18 protein-coding genes and 1 riboswitch are annotated in these 21,660 nt (G+C 43.4%); of the genes, 16 read left to right on the top strand and 2 right to left on the bottom strand.

The genetic code is table 11. The features are described 5' to 3' along the window. Nucleotides 1–90 precede the first annotated feature (90 nt). The 7 genes from NSQ57_RS20095 (at nucleotide 91) to NSQ57_RS20065 (ending at nucleotide 6,844) form a co-directional block, all read left to right on the top strand. The gene (locus NSQ57_RS20095) at nucleotides 91–573 is read left to right on the top strand and encodes a hypothetical protein (RefSeq protein ID WP_029518209.1); all 483 of its coding nucleotides are present in this window, start codon (nucleotides 91–93) and stop codon (nucleotides 571–573) included. A gap of 16 nt (nucleotides 574–589) precedes the next feature. Then, nucleotides 590–1,741, top strand: a complete 1,152-nt coding sequence (locus NSQ57_RS20090) for a transglutaminase domain-containing protein (protein WP_342425211.1) — start codon at nucleotides 590–592, stop codon at nucleotides 1,739–1,741. A gap of 20 nt (nucleotides 1,742–1,761) precedes the next feature. After that, entirely contained in the window at nucleotides 1,762–3,807 is a 2,046-nt protein-coding gene (locus NSQ57_RS20085) for a penicillin-binding transpeptidase domain-containing protein (protein WP_342425210.1), read from the top strand. A 531-nt stretch (nucleotides 3,808–4,338) separates the two neighbouring features. Beyond that, nucleotides 4,339–4,788, top strand: coding sequence for a hypothetical protein (locus NSQ57_RS20080; protein WP_342425209.1), 450 nt, complete (start codon nucleotides 4,339–4,341; stop codon nucleotides 4,786–4,788). A gap of 463 nt (nucleotides 4,789–5,251) precedes the next feature. After that, complete coding sequence (locus tag NSQ57_RS20075) at nucleotides 5,252–5,800, top strand: hypothetical protein (RefSeq protein ID WP_342425208.1); 549 nt, start codon at nucleotides 5,252–5,254, stop codon at nucleotides 5,798–5,800. 479 nt (nucleotides 5,801–6,279) lie between these two features. Then, nucleotides 6,280–6,654, top strand: a complete 375-nt coding sequence (locus NSQ57_RS20070; RefSeq protein WP_342425207.1) for a hypothetical protein — start codon at nucleotides 6,280–6,282, stop codon at nucleotides 6,652–6,654. 22 nt (nucleotides 6,655–6,676) lie between these two features. Then, nucleotides 6,677–6,844, top strand: a complete 168-nt coding sequence (locus NSQ57_RS20065) for a hypothetical protein (RefSeq protein WP_342425206.1) — start codon at nucleotides 6,677–6,679, stop codon at nucleotides 6,842–6,844. An 11-nt stretch (nucleotides 6,845–6,855) separates the two neighbouring features. Here NSQ57_RS20065 and NSQ57_RS20060 read toward each other — a convergent pair whose 3' ends face one another. Beyond that, a complete protein-coding gene (locus NSQ57_RS20060) occupies nucleotides 6,856–7,167 on the bottom strand; it encodes a hypothetical protein (protein WP_342425205.1) in 312 nt (103 codons plus the stop codon). Nucleotides 7,168–7,948: 781 nt separating this feature from the next. Here NSQ57_RS20060 and NSQ57_RS20055 point away from each other — a divergent pair. The 5 genes from NSQ57_RS20055 (at nucleotide 7,949) to NSQ57_RS20035 (ending at nucleotide 15,656) form a co-directional block, all read left to right on the top strand. Continuing rightward, complete coding sequence (locus tag NSQ57_RS20055) at nucleotides 7,949–10,243, top strand: glycoside hydrolase domain-containing protein (protein ID WP_342425204.1); 2,295 nt, start codon at nucleotides 7,949–7,951, stop codon at nucleotides 10,241–10,243. A gap of 198 nt (nucleotides 10,244–10,441) precedes the next feature. Next, entirely contained in the window at nucleotides 10,442–12,520 is a 2,079-nt protein-coding gene (locus tag NSQ57_RS20050; RefSeq protein WP_342425203.1) for a penicillin-binding transpeptidase domain-containing protein, read from the top strand. Nucleotides 12,521–12,602: 82 nt separating this feature from the next. Next, entirely contained in the window at nucleotides 12,603–13,352 is a 750-nt protein-coding gene (locus tag NSQ57_RS20045; RefSeq protein WP_342425202.1) for a Cof-type HAD-IIB family hydrolase, read from the top strand. Between the two features lie 51 nt (nucleotides 13,353–13,403). Further along, nucleotides 13,404–13,883 carry a DUF456 family protein gene (locus tag NSQ57_RS20040; protein WP_250270232.1) on the top strand — a complete coding sequence of 160 codons (480 nt, stop codon included), beginning with the start codon at nucleotides 13,404–13,406 and terminating at the stop codon, nucleotides 13,881–13,883. A gap of 138 nt (nucleotides 13,884–14,021) precedes the next feature. After that, complete coding sequence (locus NSQ57_RS20035) at nucleotides 14,022–15,656, top strand: polysaccharide biosynthesis protein (RefSeq protein WP_340886343.1); 1,635 nt, start codon at nucleotides 14,022–14,024, stop codon at nucleotides 15,654–15,656. Between the two features lie 17 nt (nucleotides 15,657–15,673). On the opposite strand, the gene NSQ57_RS20030 is transcribed toward NSQ57_RS20035, so the two are convergent. Further along, nucleotides 15,674–16,963, bottom strand: a complete 1,290-nt coding sequence (locus tag NSQ57_RS20030; protein WP_342425201.1) for a DUF2515 family protein — start codon at nucleotides 16,961–16,963, stop codon at nucleotides 15,674–15,676. Between the two features lie 236 nt (nucleotides 16,964–17,199). Between NSQ57_RS20030 and NSQ57_RS20025 the strand changes: the two genes are divergently transcribed. From NSQ57_RS20025 to NSQ57_RS20010, 4 genes are all read left to right on the top strand, one after another. Then, nucleotides 17,200–17,544 (top strand): thioredoxin family protein, encoded by a 345-nt coding sequence (locus NSQ57_RS20025; protein ID WP_025723593.1) that lies wholly within the window; start codon nucleotides 17,200–17,202, stop codon nucleotides 17,542–17,544. Nucleotides 17,545–17,763: 219 nt separating this feature from the next. Continuing rightward, nucleotides 17,764–18,693, top strand: a complete 930-nt coding sequence (locus tag NSQ57_RS20020) for a COX15/CtaA family protein (RefSeq protein ID WP_029518217.1) — start codon at nucleotides 17,764–17,766, stop codon at nucleotides 18,691–18,693. Between the two features lie 129 nt (nucleotides 18,694–18,822). Then, nucleotides 18,823–20,589 carry a UbiD family decarboxylase gene (locus NSQ57_RS20015; protein WP_025723591.1) on the top strand — a complete coding sequence of 589 codons (1,767 nt, stop codon included), beginning with the start codon at nucleotides 18,823–18,825 and terminating at the stop codon, nucleotides 20,587–20,589. 50 nt (nucleotides 20,590–20,639) lie between these two features. Further along, complete coding sequence (locus NSQ57_RS20010) at nucleotides 20,640–21,365, top strand: Cthe_2314 family HEPN domain-containing protein (protein WP_069012609.1); 726 nt, start codon at nucleotides 20,640–20,642, stop codon at nucleotides 21,363–21,365. Between the two features lie 125 nt (nucleotides 21,366–21,490). After that, nucleotides 21,491–21,630, top strand: a riboswitch (SAM riboswitch). Nucleotides 21,631–21,660: the final 30 nt, after the last annotated feature.

The following is a 21,660-nucleotide window of genomic DNA, read 5'->3' as shown; positions in this document are numbered from 1 at the left end:
CTAAGCTGACAGGACATTGCGTAATCATGTATAATTACAGAGACAATTTTGCAATTCGAATCATGTAGTTGAAAACGGGAGTGTAGCGAAATGGATAAGGGCGTCTGGAGAGAGTTTTTGGAACATAATTGGCAGATTGTTCAAGATAATTGGCTGTATATATTAATTGGGCTTGTCCTATTGTTAGTCATATTGAAGGTTGTAAGAACTCTCATAAAATGGCTGATTGTCATCGTCGTAATTGCAGGCTTGCTTATCTACAGTGGCATTTCCTTTGAACAGGTCGGCAAGGTCGTTACTCAGGCAAAGGATGATGCGATTAACAAGGTTCAGAGCGAGGCCTTGAACATGATGATCAAAGAGGGACGGGATGCCCAATACACATCCAACGCGGATGGTACGTTTTCGGTAACCAGCTCCAACTTGGAAGTGAAAGGTCCATTTGATGGTGACAAGGTCAAGGTATGGTTTCAGGGGATGTCGCTGGGCGAGTGGAGTATGGGCGATACCGTCAAGAAATATATCGAAGGTGCGAAAGGCTCGGCTGTAACACAGTCGCCACAGTCGCCGTAGAGACAGGAGGAACACAATGAAACCATCCTGGCTGGAGCCTATTCTTCATTGGAATGGCGTGACGGTGTTTTTAATTGTCATTGTACTGCTGTCGTTGATTCAGGGCTGGAGACGAGGAGCTTCCAGATCTGTAGGGGCGCTGTTTAGTCTTATTGTGGATGGCATACTGACTGTAGCGGGTATTTTGTGCTCGCTCGGATTAGCCATGTGGCTTTCACCGAAGGTGCAACAATGGCTGGCAGCTTACATGGAGCATTTGCCACAGCGAAAACTAAGCGGGATTGAGCAATTTTATTATACGCTTGTGGCGGGGATAGAGGGTTTTCCGCTGCTGCGATTCGCCGTATTGTTCATGCTCAGTTATGCTATTGCCCAGTTTATACTGCGTGCCATTTATGTGTTGATGGTAGGTGGAAAATCAGATTCCTCCCTCCATGAGCATCCAAAAAAATCGGGCTTTTTCAGCAGGGTGGCAGGGGCCGGAATAGGTACCCTTATTGGTGGAGCTCGCGCCATGATGATCATAGCCCTGCTGTTCATAGGCGTTAGTCTGTACCCAGACAGCGGGTTTAGCAGCTACGTACAAGCTTCGCCGATTTATAAGCAAGGTGCGCAATCGGTCATTGAGCCGTTGTCCGGGACTCTGATTAAGGATAAGCTGCCCGTATTTACGCAGGCCGTTACCAAGGAATTGAATGGTATCATGCAGCGCAAATATGAAATAATCGACCGGGACATTCCAAGCGAAATCGTTCAGGCAGCGGCCAAGATTACAGAAGGGGCTAGCGGTGACGAGCAAAAAGCTAGAGCGTTGTATGAATGGGTAGGCACCCGTATTAGCTATGATTACAGTAAGGTCGAAGCCTATGAGCAACGTGGTGACTGGCATGAACAGACTCCCAGAGATACGTTTGATACACGTAAAGGAGTGTGCATTGATTATGCCCGCCTTTACTCAATGATGGCTCGTTCGCAGGGGCTACAGGTCAAGGTTGTAACAGGCCTTGGGTACAACGGACAGGGAGGATACGGGTCCCATGCCTGGAATGAGGTATATTTGAGCGGACAGGATCAGTGGGTACCGTTAGATCCGACCTGGGCGCAAAGTGGGGACTGGTTTAATCCGCCTGGTTTTGCCCAAACACATATCAAGGATAAAGTGATTTAAGAAGGAGTGGAAAAGGGCACATGAGAAAGATGGACAACGAGCAAGGAAAAGACAATGAGACATCCGACCGAAAAAGATTTAGCTTCCGGATCAATCTGTTCTTTTTCAGCTCGTTCATTATATTTACAGTCATCATTGTAAGATTGGCGATACTTCAATTCGTGGATGGACCTCAGCTCAAGCAGCAGGAGGCCAGCAATGTTACCAAAAATGTACCACTTACGCCGATTCGCGGAACGATTTATGATTCCACCGGGCAGAACAGACTGGCGTATTCTACACCTGTACAATCGCTGTATATCACGCTCTCCAAGAACTATAGTGACAGCGTGGAAGAAAAGCGTAATCCAGATAAAAAATTGTTGCCTGAGTTGGAAAATATGACGCAAAAGCTGGCTAATCGGTTTGCTGAATATGGCGATAAAAACGAGCCAAAAATGACAGCAGAACAAATTATGGATGCTATGGACCGGAACTATCAACGGCTTAGCGGCTTTACGCCTCGTCTGATTAAAACGAATCTCAGCAAAGAAGAAGTCGCCTATTTTATGCAGCATAAGAGCGAGTTTCCCGGAATAGATGTGGTCGAGGAAACCGTACGCCATTATGATCCTGATACAGTAGCTGTTCAAACGGTCGGTTATATTAAAAGCTACAAAAGTGCACGTGAAACGTTGGATAAATATAAGAATATTCAAAAATCCATGTCAGCTGAAGATGACCCGGGCCTCATTTATATGGATAACGAATCAGTTGGCTTTGATGGACTGGAATATCAATATCAGGAACAATTACGGGGGAAAAATGGCTATAAAACGGTTCCCATTGATCCGCGCAATATGCCGGAGGGTGTAGATTCTGTTACTCCTCCGCAAAAAGGGAATAATATTTATTCTACGATTAACAAAGAAATTCAGGTGAAGACTGAAAATGCCATTATGGATCAATTGAGATGGCTCCATTCACATGCTGTATCTGGCAAGACTCATCCTTATGCGAAAACAGGCTTTGCTGTAGCCATGGAAGTGGACACAGGAAATGTGGTAGCGATGGCCAGTATGCCCGATTATGATGCGAATTACTGGCAGACCGGAAATATATCCAGTGATAATTACAAGAAAATACAAAATGTATACTTGAATGGTACTATTCGCTCCTTCGGATCGGGCCAATCAGGTCAACATCCAGAGTCGGTTGTCCTACTTGGCTCCACCATTAAACCTCTTTCTGTGTTGATAGGTCTGGAGGAAAATCTATTTAGTACCTCATCCTACTACCAGGATACAGGAGCGGCTTATTTTGGGCGTAACAATTCGTCACGAGTTCGAAACTCTTCGGGTCATGTGTACGGGGGGTTGGACCCCGCTTCTGCCATTCGGCATTCCTCCAATGCATTCATGGTCGATATGGTGGGTAAGAGATTGTACAATAAGTACATTAATAATGCCAAGGAAGATCAAGGTGTGAATGTATGGGACCGCTACATGAAGGAATTTGGGCTAGGTGTGTCTACGGGTGTAGATTTACCAAGTGAATGGCCTGGGCGCAGAGAGTATGCTCATAATTCTAAAGAGTCCTCATTGTCAAAACTGGCATATGCTTCTTTTGGTCAGCAGGGTAAATATACAACGCTTCAGCTTGCGCAATATACAGCAGTATTGGCTACCAAGGGCAAACGGATGGAGCCGCATTTGGTCAGTCAGATTAAAGATACTAACGGCAATGTAGTTCAAACGATTAAGCCGAAGGTGCTGAATGAAGTGAAATTCCCGGATGCATACTGGAATGAGGTCATACGCGGGATGGCAACAGATGTCAGCGCATTTAAAGGTTTCCCTTATGACTTTGCTCGCAAAACGGGGACATCGCAGCAAAGTGTGGGCAGAGAACTAAAAGATAACGGGGTATTTATCGCCTTTGCTCCACGTCAGAACCCCAAACTTGCAGTAGCGGTTGTTATTCCTGAAGGGGGCTTTGGGGCCTGGAGTGCTGGGCCTGTTGCACGCAAAATCTTTGATGCTTACGATGAAGTGTACGGTCTGGACGGTGTTCCAAAGAAAAAATAGATTCAACCGATAATGATGGAAAGTAATACTGTAGAAGTAAATTAAGCAATTCGTGGTCTATGCGTATAGATTGAATAAAAGTCATCGTATCTAAGTATCCCAATGAGCATTAGTTCAACAGTCGTAGGGTTTGTCTGATGAAAGGAAAATCTGGAGAAAAACAATGAGCGTGAGATTTGATCAATAAAAGCAGATAGCTTAGTTCTTTCATTAATGGCGGCCCATCATTTGTTTCAAAATGATGGGCCGCTGGATATTTTAAAGAAAGCTATATACTATATATCACATGTGCTATTCCTGACAAGGAGACTTATAGAGCTGAAAATATATATATAGTAATATTTTCTTGAAATTATTAAGTCGAATCTTAAGATTCGCTACTTCTGAACTGGAAGGAAAATTTATATTTAGTGATTAATAGAAAAAATTAAAATGATAATATTAACATAAAATGATATATATACATAAATCCTTTTTGTGGCATTTAGTTATAAAATCAGGTTGTAGTTAATAAAACAAGGAGGTTTTTATATGCTAAATAAAAAAATGAAAGTCTCAGGAGTGTCGTGTCTCTTATTTTTAACAGTAACATCCTCAGCTTATGCGGATGTTTCCGCAACATCTTCAGCTCATGCGAATGCTTCTGTAACATCTTCAACTTATGCGGATGCCTTTGCCCATGAAAATAGGTTAATCAGCACAACAGGAACTTCAAAAACATATAATTGGGGAGACAGTAGTGATGCAATTTATTGTAATGGTAGAATAACTGTGCATACTTTTCCAAGTGGACATTATTCTGATGTACTTACTGTAGACGTTTGGCAACCAGGAGACCCTAGATCCTGGGATAGTTATACCTTACAAGACGGTGGTAAATACAATAATAATGTTTCTTTCAAAGGGCTTTATGGCTATTTTAAAGTAACAGTTGGTCCGAATAATGATACTGCAAAAGGAACTTTCTATGTTGAATACTAACAAGTTTTGAGATATTGGAATTAGAGGATGTTGAAACTTTTTTGCGGATTGTCAAGTCAAGTGCAAGAGAGCTTCTGTAGATGATTTATGAGCCGTTTTTCATTTACTAGACAATTTCGTGGATGGTTTTGATCAGAAGGAGGATATGTTCCAACTTCCACTTTTGACTTTGGCAAACTCCTTACCATTAGGTAAATCGCGTAAGGGATCATTTGAATTCTCATTGTCGCCATGCTGCCATAAGAAGCAGTAAAAGTTGATATTAAAAATAAAAAAAAATTAATTAAGCGGCGATCTTTCCCCGGATTCAACTGGGGAGAGGTCGCCGAGTTTGTTGTGAAAACTCTCTGTAAAACGCAATATAGTCTTCAATTTTAATAATACAAAAGTTTGTTGTAACAATTTAACTATTACTATTTTACATAAAAATTAAATTGAGCTATAAGTGATGGGAGCTGACTTTATGACTGCCAACAATAAAAAGATAATATACTACCTGGTTTTTATCGTGTTATTTATGAACTTGTTCTTATTATTCCTCTATTCCATTAATTATGATGTGTTACTTTTTAAAAAAAGTAGTTATCTAATACCTATCTTTATTAATATTATTGCTTTAATTTTACTTTCTACTATAAGTAGCGGAAATTTCTTGGTAACTTTAGTAATAATAATAGGATTGCTTTTGTTATTACTACTTAAGGCTTTGTTTACCCAATTATTTCATCCTTACAGCTACGAACATGTAACATCCCCTATAAATAACAAGGTTATTCTTACTGAATATCGAAAATCTCTACTTGATGGAAAGGTTTCGTTTTACAGGATCTATCAAGTGAAATTTGTTGTATTTACAAAACAACTTACTAAAAAAGAAATAGTTATTGATTATCCATATACCCTTGATCCTTCTCAAAAAGAAATATTTGATTACGAAGCGCCAGAATGGAGGGGAGAAAATACAGTAATATTCCATACAATAGAGGGACCAAGAAGATTTATCATGGATTAGTCAGAGAAAGTAGTTACGTGATGCTAAAACTAAGAAAAGTTGGCATGGAGAATTGGGTAAAATGTAAAAAACTAGGGTAAAGGAGTTTAACATAAGTAGTGTAGATCCAAGAGAAGGAAAGTCACTCAAAAAAATAATCTCTCCAGTCAGAAATGTTCAAAATTTATCTCGTCGTTAACCGCGTGGGATATTAAAAAAATTTAGAATCATAGAATGTAAAAAATATGAAGATCGGTGGCGACTGACGTCTTCTTTCATTGAATTAAGCACTATTTAATTATTCCAATGCTGTTTGGTACAACCGAAAATGCAGAATATGGGTAACTCTTTCGGACTTTTATCGTCTTCTTCTTAAACCCTTACTTCTTTTTAGTTAATCAAGAAGTGTGTTAATATATTATATAAAATATTGCGTAACCTAACGAAACAAATTATATTATAAGAATAAAACTCTAATATTTAGAAAAAGGAGTGTAATTGTGAAATACAATATTAATCTATTTGGAAGTAACTTTGATTGCGAATTGCATGTACAAGATAATGACTTGTCCATTACATTGGATGAGGACAATCAAAAGGCAATCAAATCGTATTTATCCAGGGTGCTCCAGAAATACACGGAAGTAAATATATCAGAGAAAAGTTCGTTAGAATTAATGGTCACTAAAGCTGTCCAAGTTGAAAAAAATATAGGTAGCCGAATGTCCGAGCCAAAGCTTAAATTGCCATATGAATTTGCACCTGAAACGAAAGAAAAACTTATTGAATGTGCGAATATACAGGAAACTTCAGCAACCCAGTTGTTAATTCGCTTAATTGACCAGAAGTATCATGAAGTGATGAATAACAACTAAGGGAAATAAGGAGAAAAGTAACATGGCTTATGGAAATAAAGTGAAATTCCATTATGATGTACCTGCATATATTAAGAAGGAGTTAGCGGAGACGGCAAAAAAGCTGGGGCTTACCGCTACCGAATTGCTTATTAGAATTATAGAAGAGGAATATCAAAGAGTGAAAGGGACAGGGCAGGACTCTAAATGAGTCCTGCTTCTCTATGCTTTAAATAGTCTAGTAAAACAGTTATGTAGGTGAAGGCTCTCGGTGATAGAAAAAGAATGGTAGCGATATTGGTCGTTATTTCTCTCGACTTGGTCCATATAAAAAAGGTGCATATTCCAATAATCTTCTTTTGCATTAGATATTATTAGAAGTAAGCTGAAAAGCTCCGGTTCATCTAAAATTTCTAATACAATTTTAGAATCTGATTGCTCAGTACTAATAATTTCACGGACATGTGCCAAAAGTGGAGTAGCCATCAAATTTTGAAGTATAAGAAAGCCTTCTTTGAGCGTAATATATTCCATTTCTAAATTCAACCCCCCAATCATTACCTTTTATTTGATGTATTCCATTGCATAGATTTATACAACATGCTAAAAAATCCTATTTATTTAATTATATACGAACATGCGTTTGATATCAAGAAAAGTGGTGTGTAATTTTTCAGCAAGTTTTATTACAGTAGTTGCATGTAAAGAGATATATGGGTCAATTCAATCAATAGTAAGTGAATGAATTTAGTATTTTCTCTGTTTTCTGAGAAAGTGTAATAATAGCAATTTGTAGGCTTCTAAAATCATGTTGGTGCACTTGTGCCTTCCTAAGCTATATTCTTGATTAACATTATTGAAGGCTAAGTAACTAGCTTTATCTTATGTTGTTGTGTTTCCGTAATGTATAGAAAAATATTTTGTAAAGTGGATTATATTATATTGCGTAACGCTACGCTATATAATATAATATTGATGAATAGATTATTTGTTTTCAATAATTAGATGCCAGATACATCTAGTTATAGGATATCTGAGCGAATAATCTATAACTAAAATGAAAGTGTCTAAAAGGAGGTTAACAGAAATTATTCTTTTAGATATTAGCTGCGCATCAACTTTTATTTTCGACTATGACAGTTATCTTAAAATTTAGAATGTAAGTCGTTGTGTTAGGGTAAATTCCTATGATCTTTAGTCCCGATAGACAGGTTATTATAACCAACTAGAAGCAGGAGGTAGTCATTAAGAGACAGTCTATTAGAAGATGAATTGCTGTGTTTACATTAGTAAAATAAATGGGAGGTTTTTATACATGGATGAAATGGTGAGGAAAGTTCAAAATTTTGTTAATGTAACATACTCTACAAAGCCAGGATACAAAATGGTTACTGCGGACGGAAACACAGGATGGGGGACTATTAAGGCTCTCATTCAAGGTTTACAATTTGAACTTGGAGTATCCCCTGCAGATGGTGATTTTGGTCCTGCGACATTGGCTGCTTGCCCAACTCTATCTTCTAGTTCTCCAGTAGGCAATTTAGTACTTATTCTTCAAGGAGCATTATATTGCAAAGGATACAGTACAAATGGTATGGACGGGCAATACGGTAATGGGACTCGCTCGGCAGTCTCCAGGCTTCAGGCTGATGCAGGGCTACCTAATCCAGATGGCATTGCAACACCTATAATTATGAAAGCTTTATTAAATATGGATGCATTCGTAAATGTAGGGGATTCCAATATTCGCGCAATGCAGCAAGTTCTAAATAGTAAATACTATAAATATATAACTCCAAAGCTTGGATTGATTCCTTGTGATGGTCTGTATTCAAGTAAAACTAATCGCGCTTTAATTTATGGACTGCAAGTAGAACAGGGGAACACCAATCCAGACGGTGTATTCGGGACCACAACATTGTCTCTTTGCCCCACGCTTAATGTAGGGAATACCAAATCGAATTTCATCTCTCTTTTGAAATATGCACTGTATGTGAATGATTTTAAAAGTATAACTCTGAATGGTGTATATGATACTCAAACGAAAAGTGTTGTTGCTGAGTTCCAACGCTTCTGTGCGTTATCATCTGACGGTATTGCAGGCAAACAAACTTGGGCCTCTCTCCTTGTTAGTACAGGTGACCGAAATAGAAAAGGAACAGCTTGTGACTGTGTAACTGAGATTACACCTGCGAGGGCGAAGGCGCTTAAAACTAATGGGTATACGACTGTAGGCAGATACATTGTTGGGGGAGATTGGAAGAGGCTAAAGCAGGAGGAACTTAATGTTATTTTATCTTCTGGGTTGAGGGTATTCCCAATTTATCAAACATCAGGTAACGGGGTAGACTACTTCAAACCAGGGCAGGGCATGAAGGATGCCATTGAGGCACATCATGCTGCTAATAAATTTGGATTTAAAGACGATACTATAATTTATTTTTCTGTGGACTTTGATGCAGTTGACTATCAAGTAACGAGCAATATTCTACCACACTTTAAAGCCATACATGACAAATTAACTTCACTTGGCTCTAAATATAAAGTAGGGATTTATGGGCCGCGTAATGTTTGTAGTCGTGTTGCTGCAGCTGGATATTCAGTAAGTAGTTTTATATGTGATATGTCCACAGGTTTTAGTGGTAATTTAGGTTATCCTCTGCCGAAAGACTGGGCCTTTGACCAAATTTCTACTATTTCTGTTGGAAATGAATCAGAAAATAGAATTGAGATAGATAATAATATTGCTTCGGGAAGAGATCAAGGTGTTAGTTCCATTAATACCGGGATTAATAATACGCTAGTAACTCAAAATAATTTGTTTTTTAAACAGATGGACGAGATTTATAAATATGCTCTTGAATATACTTCAAATGATATCTATCAAGCTAACCAAAGAGTTCTTGAGTACTATAGAAGCCGTATATACGATGGCATTCTCTGGGATATAACTGCAAATCCAGTTGATGAAAAATTTGTGAAACTTATAAATGAGAAAATACCTGATTTTAGAATGGAAGTACTCTACGATCTTGGAACAGAAAATATGATGGATGTTCCCCATATGCTTGCTACAGTTAACTCATATACTACATTAGCAGATAATTCGGTTATCGCAGAGTTAGGAGGATGGGCTGGGGATCTTCTTACTGCAGCTGGTGACGTGAGTGGCTCAGTAAAACGGAATGTGTACCCTACTGCCTATTCTGCTTCTCTTGAAATTATAGGTACTACGAAAAACAAGTCAACGTTTGACCTAATGGATTTAGTTGCTGATGTAGATGCAGTTTATCTCGTTTCAAAATTAATTAAGGGTTCCTCCTACTCTAAATTAAATGAAGAGATGCGTGATCGATACTCTACAGCAGTACAAATAAAAGATAAAATTTCTTTCTTTGTAAAAAATAAATTTGGGACATTAGAAAATGCTCAGACCCAAGCAGAGAACATTCTAATTAGTGAGCTCCCTTTGACTTTTAGTGCAACTAGAAAGGTATTCAAAACCATGTTTAAGAATATATACAAGGAAACAATTAGTTATACTGATGAAGAAGGTAAAGAAATTGCACGTGGATTTAAGGATGCTCTAGCATCTATGATGAATGCTTAACTATCTCATCGACTATAATATTGTACTACGTATTATTATTTCAGGTAAGCTTCTCTTAGCCTTTGGGCTGAGGGAAGCTTTTTTATGTTTTTTCTACGTTTTCTTACAAAATTGTCATCTTAGAATTCATCGTTTATTGTTTTAGATATGGTAGGATCAGGGAATATGAAACCTATTGGAAGGAGTAATGCAGCTAATATGGACAGAAGAAGTTTGGATAAAAAGTTTTCATTCAAAAAGAAAAATGTTGAAGAGAATGAAGAGTCACGAAAAAAACGGACGGTTTTACGAACCAACCTGCTGTTTTTTAGTGCTTTTGTGCTGTTTGCCCTGATCATTACCAGACTAGCTGTATTGCAGTTTGTACAATCGGAGGAGCTGAAAGGCCAGCAGCAATCCGTAAATACGAAAAATGTCCCGTTAGCCCCGAGTCGCGGCACGATTTATGACTCTACAGGTACGGTTAAGCTGGCGTATTCGACTTCAGTACAGTCCTTGTATGTAACTTTATCTAAGGATTATAGCAAACGTACGGAGAAAGACCGCAAGCCGGGGGGAAAGCTGCTCCCTGAGCTCGATGCTTTTGCTACCAAACTTGCTGCCAAATTAAACGAACTGGGTCATACCGAAGGGGAGCAACTTAATGCAGAGGAAATAAAAAAGCGACTGGACCCGGACTATAATCAATATAGGGGATTTACCCCGCGATTGGTCAAATCCGACTTGAGTCGGGAGGAAATCGCTTATTTTCTGGAGCATCGGACAGAATTCCCTGGTGTAGAGGTTGTAGAAGAAAGTGTACGCCATTATGACCCGGATCGGGTGGCGGTACAAACGATTGGATATATGTACAAGTTCAAAGGAGCTCGAACGAACCGACCCAAATATAAAGAGCTCTATGAAGCGAATTCGGAGGTCCTAAGACCGGAACAGGTGTATTCGGAAAGTGAAACGGTTGGATATGATGGCTTGGAGCTTCAGTATCAGGACGAGCTGAGAGGAAAAAACGGATATAAAACGGTAGAGGTCAATCCGCGCAGCATGCCGGAGGGCATTGAATCCATTACTCCACCGGAAAAAGGACATCATCTATATTCCACCCTCAACAAGGAAATTCAGCAGAAAACCGAACAGGCCATTATGGATCAGCTTCGCTGGCTTCATACTCATGCCGTATCGGGGAAGCTTCATCAAGACGCGACCACTGGCTTCGCTGTAGCGATGGAGGTAGAGACCGGAAATATCGTAGCAATGGCCAGTATGCCGGATTATGACTCTAATGTATGGAAAAGTGGGAGTACCTCGCCTTCGGTATATGACGAAATCCAGCATAAAATGGGAAATGGGACCATTAAATCTGTACCTAGCGGAAAAGCGGGTCCACATCCAGAATCCTCGGTGCTTTTGGGTTCAACCATTAAACCACTGACCGTGCTGATCGGGTTGAAGGAAAACTTTTTTTCTCCCGGACAAACTTATCTGGATACGGGAAGTGCGTACTACGGCAAAAATCGCTCCAGCCGGGTTGGGAACTCTAGCGGACATGTGTATGGTTCTTTGACACCTAGCAGGGCAATTGAGGTCTCGTCAAATACGTTTATGGTGGATATGATCGGCAAGCCGCTATATGGCAAATACGGAAGTAATGCAGGGGTGCATCAGGGAATTGACGTATGGGACAAGTATATGAAGGAATTTGGATTAGGCGTACCGACAGAAGTAGATCTGCCGGGCGAGTGGGCAGGCAGACTCGAGTATACGAGCAAAAAGGAAAGTGCGTTGACACGTTTGGTACAGGCATCCTTTGGTCAGCAGGGAAAGTATACGGCCATGCAGTTAGCCCAGTATACAACTGTGCTGGCAACAAAGGGCAAGCGTATGCAGCCTCATTTGGTCAGCAAAATTGTAGATGATCAGGGGAATCTTGTACGTGAATTTAAGCCGAAGGTGCTGAATGAGGTCGCTTTTTCAGATACGCACTGGAATACAGTGATTCGAGGTATGGCTACGGATGTTAAAGCCTTTAATGGATTTCCTTATGATTATGCCCGTAAAACGGGGACTTCCGAGCAGGTGGTGGGACGTACGGTTAAAGATAACGGGGTGTTCATCGCTTTTGCTCCCCGTCAAAATCCGAAGCTGGCAGTAGCGGTCATCATTCCTGAAGGGGGCTTTGGTGCGACGAGCGCGGGACCGGTTGCGCGTAAAATATTCGATGCGTATGACGAAGTTTACGGGCTAGATGGTACTCCTAAAAAGCCTCTGGCAGCAAAGTAAGGACTTGAATACTTTTGTGGGCTTCTCTTTTTCATGGTAAAATGTCGTTGGACATAAGGGACATACAGGAGGAAGAGAGACTATGGGAGAAAACCAATATAAATACAAACTGCTTGCGCTCGACATGGATGGAACTTTACTGAACGATGATCATGAAATTTCCTTGGAAACGATTAACTGGATTAACAAGGCGATTCAGGAAGGGATTCATGTATGCTTATCCACCGGACGTGCTGCCATGCATGCTCTGCCTTACGGTCAGCAACTCGGCCTGGAGACACCCATGGTAACCGTAAACGGCAGTGAGGTGTGGAAATCACCCCACGAGTTGTGGCGCCGGTATTTACTTGATAAGGAGCTCGTTCGCAAGATGCACCAGATTGCCGTAGAAACAGGCTCTTGGTTCTGGGCTTACTCAACCGAGGAATTATATAATAGGGATCGTTGGCCGGATACATTGGACACACAGGAGTGGCTCAAATTCGGTTATAATACGGAAAATGACGAAATTCGCCACCAAATTTTGCTGAAGCTTCAGGACATGGGTGGACTTGAGATTTCCAATTCTTCGATGACAAATCTGGAAATTAACCCGGCTGGTATATCCAAAGCCAGTGGCATAACTGAAGTGTGCGATCTGCTTGGCATTACCCTGGAGCAGGTGGTTGCCGTTGGCGACAGTCTGAATGACCTGGCTGTGATTCAAGCGGTTGGACTGGGCGTAGCCATGGGGAATGCTCAGGATACGGTTAAAGAAGCCGCTGATGTGGTCGTGGCTTCGAACAATGACGACGGCATTGTAGAAGTGATCCGTGATTATGTGCTTGTGTAATAAAACGAATGATGCAGCTAGCAGGATGAATGGACGAGAAGGAGGAGGCCCATGGACGTTGTAGGCTGGATTGTTGTTATTGTGCTATTCATTGTGGGCATGGCCGGGGCGGTATATCCCGTATTGCCGGGGGCGCTCGCCATCTATTTTGCATTTTTTGTATACGGCTGGTTTTTCTCGTTTGCTCCATACAATGCATTGTTCTGGATCATTCAGACGCTAATCGTCGTTGCCCTTTTTATCGCGGATTACGCTGTGAATGCCTGGGGAGTTAAGCGATTTGGTGGCTCGCGCCTGTCAGCGATACTGAGTACCATCGGGATTATTATTGGCCCCTTCGTTATTCCGGCATTTGGCCTGATTTTGGGACCATTTATTGGAGCTGTGCTAGGTGAACTGATAAGCAAAGCCCCGCTGGACCGAGCTATTAAAGTGGGCTTTGGCTCTGTATTAGGCCTTTTTACCAGCACCGTGATGAAAGTGATTTTGCAGCTTGCCATGATTATTGTATTCTTGATTTGGGTGCTATAACTCGAGATTCGTTATCATTTATTATGTTTTGCAGAGACAGAATCGACATGCGGCTCCGCACCGGTGATGGCTCAGGCCATGACTGTTTGTGCGGGGCTTTTGCATGCGTGTGAACAGCAAGAAAGAAGGGAACGCATTTTGTCCAATAAAGAAACATTCCTTAAAGGTACGCTTATTTTAGCTGCTGCCGCCTTGGTGGCCAGAGTGCTTGGTCTGGTACAGCGTGTTCCATTGGAGCATCTGCTAGGTTCCGTAGGGAACGCCTCGTTTACCATTGCGAACAACGCTTACTTGATGCTGCTCACGGTGGCTACGGCCGGCATTCCAAGCACGTTGAGCAAAATGGTTTCAGAACGTTATGCACTGGATCGGCCTTCGGAAGCGCGACGTGTGTATCGTGCGGCTTTGATATTCGCGGCTGCGGCAGGCATTATCATTACAGCGCTGCTGTATTTTGGAGCGCCTTATTTTGCCGAGCATGTAGCAGGGGTTCCGCAATCCGCTTTGGCCATTCAGGCTTTGGCACCAGCATTACTGCTGTTCCCTGCCATTGCTATGATGCGTGGATACTTCCAAGGGCGCGGTAATATGACCGCAGGCGGTATTTCACAAATTGTGGAGCAGGTTGCACGGGTAGCGACCGCTATTATACTCGCTTTTATTATTTTGAAGCTGGGTTATGGAGATCGCGAGGTTGCAGCTGGGGCCTCCTTTGGGGGTGTCATGGGAAGTCTTGGCGCTCTGGCGGTCATGTTGTACTACACGGTGAAATTGCGTCGTCAGGATCGCCAGGATCGTCAAGATCAATTCCAAGAGGAAAGCTCCGCGCTACCGATGATGCGCATCTACAAAGATATTTTCAAGCTTTCCATTCCGATTGTATTGTCGTCTCTGACCGTTCCGGCGGTTAACTTTATTGATACGTCGATTGTGGTGAGACTGCTATCTGGTCAAGTCGGATTGGATCAGGCGACTACTCAGTTGGGTTATCTAGGCTCTCGGGCACAGAGTGTGGCGGGAATTCCGCCGATTTTGGCCATTGCGCTCAGTCAATCGCTTATTCCGATCATTTCAGCGGCATTTGCCCGTAAGGATGAGCAGCATTTACAAAATCAGATGACGCTGGCTTTGCGTATCTCTATTTTGACTGGAATGCCGATTGTGCTGGCTTTATGTGTAACCGCCTATTCTATTAATGGTTTACTGTTTAGCTCGCTTGGAGGCAGTGGTATCATCGCTGTTCTGACACTCGGAACGATATTCCAGATTACAATGATGACTTCTAATTCGATATTGATCGGTATGGGCAAGCCGCGTATTTCAATGGTTAATGTCATGGTCGGGATCGTCGTCAAGTTTGCAGCGAGCTGGCTGCTGGCTGGTTGGCTTGGGATTTACGGGATCATTGCCGCAACCGGATTATGTTTCCTCGTGATCACGTTGCTGAATTTGCGTGTGCTTAAAGGGATCGTCTCCTTTTCCATCATGGGCCGTCGCTGGGCAGGGTTCTTAACCGCAGTCGTCGTCTCGGGAGCTATCGGATACGGCGTAAATGAAGCCTGTATTCTGCTGGTGCATCTGATGCCTGCGCGTGTAGCCTTCTTCATCGCATGCTGCATTGCCGGAGCGACTGTACTGGTATGCTACTTGGTGTTGCTGGTTGTATTGCGCGTATTGCGCAGGGACGAGCTGGGCAACTACCCACGTATGTTGCAAAAGGTACTACGTCCGTTAATGCGCCTACAGGGTGAGTCCACAGGACAACGAGGCTAAAAGAGTCCTCGAGTCTTTCAGTGGAAAGGTTGCAGGCTGTTATGGGCAACGTGGGCCATCGCTGTTTTTTGGATGCTGTGGCGATGCTCGTGGCGCATGGCAAATAACAGCGGTCGCCTTGGTTCGCTGAGATGCCCGAGTGTGGAGCCGTCCTGAAACCAGTCATACCGGGGAATTGGATCATAAGCTGTATCGGACCAGACGGCGTTCAGCTCCGGGCTGTACAGACGTTGTCCTGGCGGTAGCCATTCATGTGCTAAAAGCGTTGCACTTTCATCTGGAGAGTGCAACGCTTTTTGTTCATTCGGGGTGAATAGTCCGGGCCAATAGTCGCTGCGTGAACCCGTATGCGGCACACTGTTAGCGAATGCTGATACCTGGTCCAGCACCTGCTGATGGCCGAAGAGCATAGCATAGAGACTTTTGCCAAAGCCGATCCGCTCGTCCAAATGGCCAAAACGCTCCATCACTAGTCCAGCAAGTCCACCATTCAGCCCAAGTGGAAATATAACCTGATTAAGCTGGAGCCAGTCATGCAAATAAAAGCCCGGCTTGTGTGTCACAAATTTCTGAAAATACGGATCTCTTACCACACGTCCTTCAATATAGTTTTGTTCATTAATGATGAGCGCAACAGTCAACAGAGAGCTATCCCGCCAAGCCCAGAAGCGTTCCCAAAAGGGCTTCATGAATGGCGAAACGTGAAAATAAGGCAACAAATGAAAGCAACTCCGACCCAAATGGCGGCTGTGCATGTAGAGTTGCAACTGCGGATAAGCGTCCTGAAAAATAAGGGCGTTACAGCGCTCCAGTAGCCGATACAGCCATTCCTTTTCCTGTTCGCCGAACAGGTTGCTAATCAGTCCCCCTTTCAGATCGGTCATATTATAGCCGCCATTACGAGAAACCAGGTGGGCCAGTAATGCCCAGTGTAACTCCGGGTAGCCACGATAGCATTCAAGGTATGCGGCAGTCCGAGTGACGTTACTTCGATTTTCCTGTGCCGTATCGTTCTTGATCCGCTCCAGCAGCTCACAGTCTGTTTCGCATAAGGGCATATTCAGAGAAGAGGGACGCGTAGCGGGCCCGTTCACCAACATTAACGCTTCAGCTTCATTCATAGCGGCCTGTGCTGTATGATAATCCCACGCTAGTTCACGCAAAGGGTAGCGTAATTTGCGGGATTCGGTCCAGGCTGCCCGTTTGCCTTCCCAAGCTTCCTCAGCAACACGGGGAACGGAACCCAGTAACTTTAGCCCTCCTTGAAGCTGTCGAGATGCTGTGTGGAGCCATTCGGTAAGAGACATGACTAAATAACCTCCTTTCCAACTGCAAAGATCCCCGTATCCTGCTAAGTATGTTGGGTATGCTGTTAGGATGTCGTCGCTTATGTGGATTCTTAAGTATATCTTTAGTATGCCTCAATGAGAGGGCTTCCAATCGGTATGTAGGCAGAATGGGGGAGTGTGCAAAAGTTTCACTTGGCGTTACAATAGAAAGTGCAATCTTTTCAGTATAAAAAGAATTTAAGGAGGAATCATCCATGCAAAAAATCGTCTCTCATGAAGACTTTAATAAGGCAATATCCACTCCGGGCGTTACGGTGGCTGTGTTTAAGGCGGACTGGTGTGGGGATTGTCATTTTATTGATCCGTTCATGCCTGATGTGGAACAACAATATGCAGATAAGCTTACATTAATTGAGATTGATGTAGAACAGGCTGAAAGCGTCAGTCAAGAACAGAATGTATTGGGGATTCCTAGCTTTATCGCTTACAGTGAAGGGCGAGAACTGGTACGTCTTGTAAACAGATTGCGCAAATCCCGCGAGGAAATCGAGCAATTTTTGGATCGGGCTGTTGAAGTCCACGCGAGCTTGGCAAAATAATGAATGCTGTACATGCATACATGAAGGTTCCAAATTGAATTTTAAACATCAAGATATTCAGAAAGCCGCTTCCTTTCAAGGGGGCGGCTTTCTCACGAACACGTTCACATTTTGTCAACAAAGCTCGTATGTCAAGGAACGATATATCAGTTATAATTACTATAAGTGATCATTTCACAACATATAAAGTGAATAAATATTATATTTGGAAGGATACGGGTGAATTTGAATAACAAAATTAGAATATTAAAATGGCTGGCACTCGTAACATGTATTGTCATGTTTTTGGCTACCTTCGGTGGAGGTGTTGTGACGCGGACGGATTCGGGTCTGGGCTGTGGCCGGGAATTCCCGCTGTGCAATGGTAAGCTGGTTCCGGCACATACGATCGCATCCCTTATTGAGTTCTCTCACCGCTCCGTCAGTGCCATGGCCGGGATTCTTTCTATCGCCTCATTTGTTGGCTTTTTGCTGTTTATGAAGCATCGAAAGGATTTACAGCTATTCTCGCTGCTCACGCTCTTGTTTGTGATCATACAAGGTGCAATGGGGGCGTTGGCTGTCATATTCTCCCAATCAGCTGCGGTCATGGGACTGCATTTTGGCTTTGCGCTTATCGCTTTTGCCAGTGCGACTATGATGACGCTGGGGGCCTGGCAGGAGCATGCGGACTCACGCCACACTCCGCGTCTGATTCCTGGGCCTGTCAGTCGGGGCTTTCGTAATTTTATATGGCTATCGACGATCTATACCTATATTGCTGTCTATTCAGGGGCGTTGCTTAGTCACTCGGTCATCCAGAAGGTTGTAAATATTGGAGGCTTCATATCTCCACTGTTGCTTCATCAGATTTCAGCCGGTCTGCTGTTCGTCATTATCTTGGCTGTGGGTCACTACGCATACCGTTATCACCCGAATCACCGGGACATCCGTATATTGGGTGTTGTATCGGTCTTGTTAATCCTGCTTCAAGTGGTGATTGGAATTATCTTGCTGTACGTCAACAGACCTGAAATCTACATGTTTATCGTGCTGGGGCATATGCTGGTGATTGCATCGTTGTTCTCCATCTTGGCTTATCTGAGCTATCGTGTATGGCAATTGTCACCGGATCGCAAGCTTGTTCCGACCCAAGCACAACGTACCTAAGCATTTCATAGATCATAGTGAAGCGGATTTTTGCCCAAGTGGCGTTTAAACACGTATAATAGCATATAAGAAACAAACCAGGCCCACGAGTTTCTCGAGGGCTTGATTTGCTTAGGAGGAATCGTCCAGTTGATCTACCAGAATTTGCGCCAATTTATTGAAGCACTGCGTAAAGAAAATCATCTTAAAATTATAGAGGCACCTGTCGATCCTTACTTGGAGCTGGCTGAGATTCATCGAAGAGTCATTGAGGAAGAAGGGCCGGCACTGCTGTTCACGAATGTAAAAGGAACTCCGTTTCCTGTAGCCAGTAATCTGTTTGGCACGAATCGCCGTGTGGACATGGCTTTTGGCCCGCGCCCAGAGCAACTGATGGATGCGATTGTAGGAGCAACCAAAACATTGTTTCCACCTACACCCAAAGCATTGTGGAATGAACGTGGCCTGATTAAGGACATGCTAAAAGTAGGCCTAAAAACAGTATCTCATAGCGAGGCTCCTGTATTGGGAGTTCGCCGTACAGAGGCTCCGCTGGCACCACTGCCTAAAGTGACCAGTTGGCATGAGGATGGAGGACCGTTTATTACCCTTCCACTCGTGTATACCGAGAAGCCAGGTCAGCCCAAGGATCATAATCTGGGGATGTACCGCATTCAGATTTATGATGATCAGACGACGGGCATTCACTGGCAAATTCATAAAGGCGGCGGTTTCCATTATCATGAAGCGGAGCTGCGTAATGAGCCGTTGCCTACGACGATTATCATCGGTGGCCCGCCTGCTCTGATTGCGTCTGCCATTGCTCCAGCACCGGAAAACTTGCCTGAGCTGTTGCTGGCTTCGCTTATTATGGGAGGCAAGCTGCCCATGACAGAGGACCCGCTTGGGGGTCATCGGATTCCAGCAGAAGCAGAATTTGCAATCAGCGGTTATGTGCCACCTCATGAACGCCGTCCGGAAGGCCCGTTTGGCGATCATTTTGGATATTATTCATTACAGCATGATTTCCCTGTATTTCATGTCAAACATATGCATCACCGCAAGGATGCCATTTATCCGGCAACCATTGTAGGTAAGCCTCGGCAAGAAGACTACTACCTCGGTGAGTTTTTGCAACGTCTGCTGTCGCCTGCCTATCCGCTTGTGATGCCTTCCGTCAAGTCCCTGTGGGCGTATGCGGAAACGGGCGTACATGCGCTGGCAGCGGCAGTCGTACGTGAAAGCTACTCCCGTGAAGCGCTTGTATCCGGTTTTACCATTTTGGGTCAAGGTCAATTGTCATTGACCAAGTTCCTGATGCTGACAGATCGAGTCATTGATTTATCTGACTTTAACCTGCTGCTGGAAACCATTCTGGAGCGATTTAATCCAGCAAGGGATTTATTTATTTTCAATCACACGTCACACGATACACTCGATTACACAGGCCGCAAGCTGAATCATGGCAGTAAGGCGATCCTGATGGGAATAGGTGAGCCTGTACGTGAATTGCCTCGTGCCTATGAGGGAGGCGATCTGCCGGGGATTCGTGAAATTGAACCCTATTGCGGAGGTTGCCTCGTCGTATCGGGTGCGTCTTTTGAGCAAGAGCCTGAGCTGGCGGCACGTGTTTTGGAGCGATTAGCTGCGGGTGAGCAAGAGTGGCCGCTCGTTTTCATTGTGGACGATGCCAAAGAAGTCGTTCGTTCTCAAGCCTCGTTCCTGTGGACGGTATTCACTCGCTTTAACCCGGCTACGGATATGTACGCGGACAGCGAAGTGCGTTTGCATCACCTGAACTATAAGCTGCCGATTGTAGTGGATGCGCGTATGAAGCCGGGGTATCCGGATGAGGTGTTACCGCGTGAGGATATTGTTAAGCTTGTAGATCAACGATGGACAAGTTATTTCGCTTGACGCCCTAATTAACCTACAGCCGGATTTTACATTTATAAGGAGGCGTAAGCATGATACGCAAGCTACTGGGTGAGCCGCCACGTGTGAACAAGGGCATCCTGCTAGATGCCATGAATAGCATGTCAGATATGTTGAACCTGCTGGAGCGGCAAATTCAGGCTGGTGGAGATCCGACCCACGATTTTCGGAAGGCGGATATTTTGACACGCGGTCTAATGTCATCCTTGGATGAACTGGAGCAGAGCCATCATGCTGCCGCCTTTTTCCGTATGAAAGTGAAAGCCGGATATGCTGAAGATATGAGTGAGGATGAAAAATCCGACTATGCATTGTATGTTTTCTTTTATAAGGATGGGTTTGTGAGGGTATTTTCCATTTTGGATAAGCTGGGCAACTGGCTGAATGATCTGTATGATTTAAAAACAGGGCAGTATAAGGCGCATTATTCGTATTTTACCGTGTTGCGGCAACTCAAGTATCTCAAAATGCATCCTGTATTGACCGATAATTTAAATGATATCAAGGATACATACAACGATGCCATCAATCGGCTGCGTAAGCGGCGGAATACGGAGATACACTATATGAATACGGAAATGCAGGATGATCTCTGGCAACGACACCGAGCTTTGTATGGAAAAATCCAATTGGAGGACCTCGATCACCATTTGGAAGATTTGCAGCAGGGCTTGGAAATGGTGTGTCGGTCGTTGTCAATCGCCTTTACTTATACTGCGAAACAATGGGAGAACCGGGCAGTACGCCCAAAAATATGATAGAAAATATCCTTTGACAAAGCAATGTAAACTATCTATACTGAAACCTAGTTTCAGAAAAATGCTTGAATTATGTTTTTTTATATAAACTTAACGGACAGCTAAAGCTGGAGTTTAACATATTTTTCTTATCCAGAGAGGTGGAGGGACTGGCCCGATGAAGCCCGGCAACCCGTTCTTTCCCGGTGTAATACACTGGGAGGGAACATGATGGTGCTAATTCCTACAAAACCGCTAGAGTTATAGCGATTTTGGCAGATGAGAAAAGGATCGCAAGGTGGGGCCCTTTTCATTC

The sequence above is a fragment of the Paenibacillus sp. FSL L8-0502 genome, from assembly GCF_038593055.1.
GTDB lineage: Bacteria > Bacillota > Bacilli > Paenibacillales > Paenibacillaceae > Paenibacillus > Paenibacillus polymyxa_D.
The sequence above is the reverse complement of the archived record's forward strand: the minus strand, read 5'-3'. Positions and strand labels throughout refer to the sequence as shown.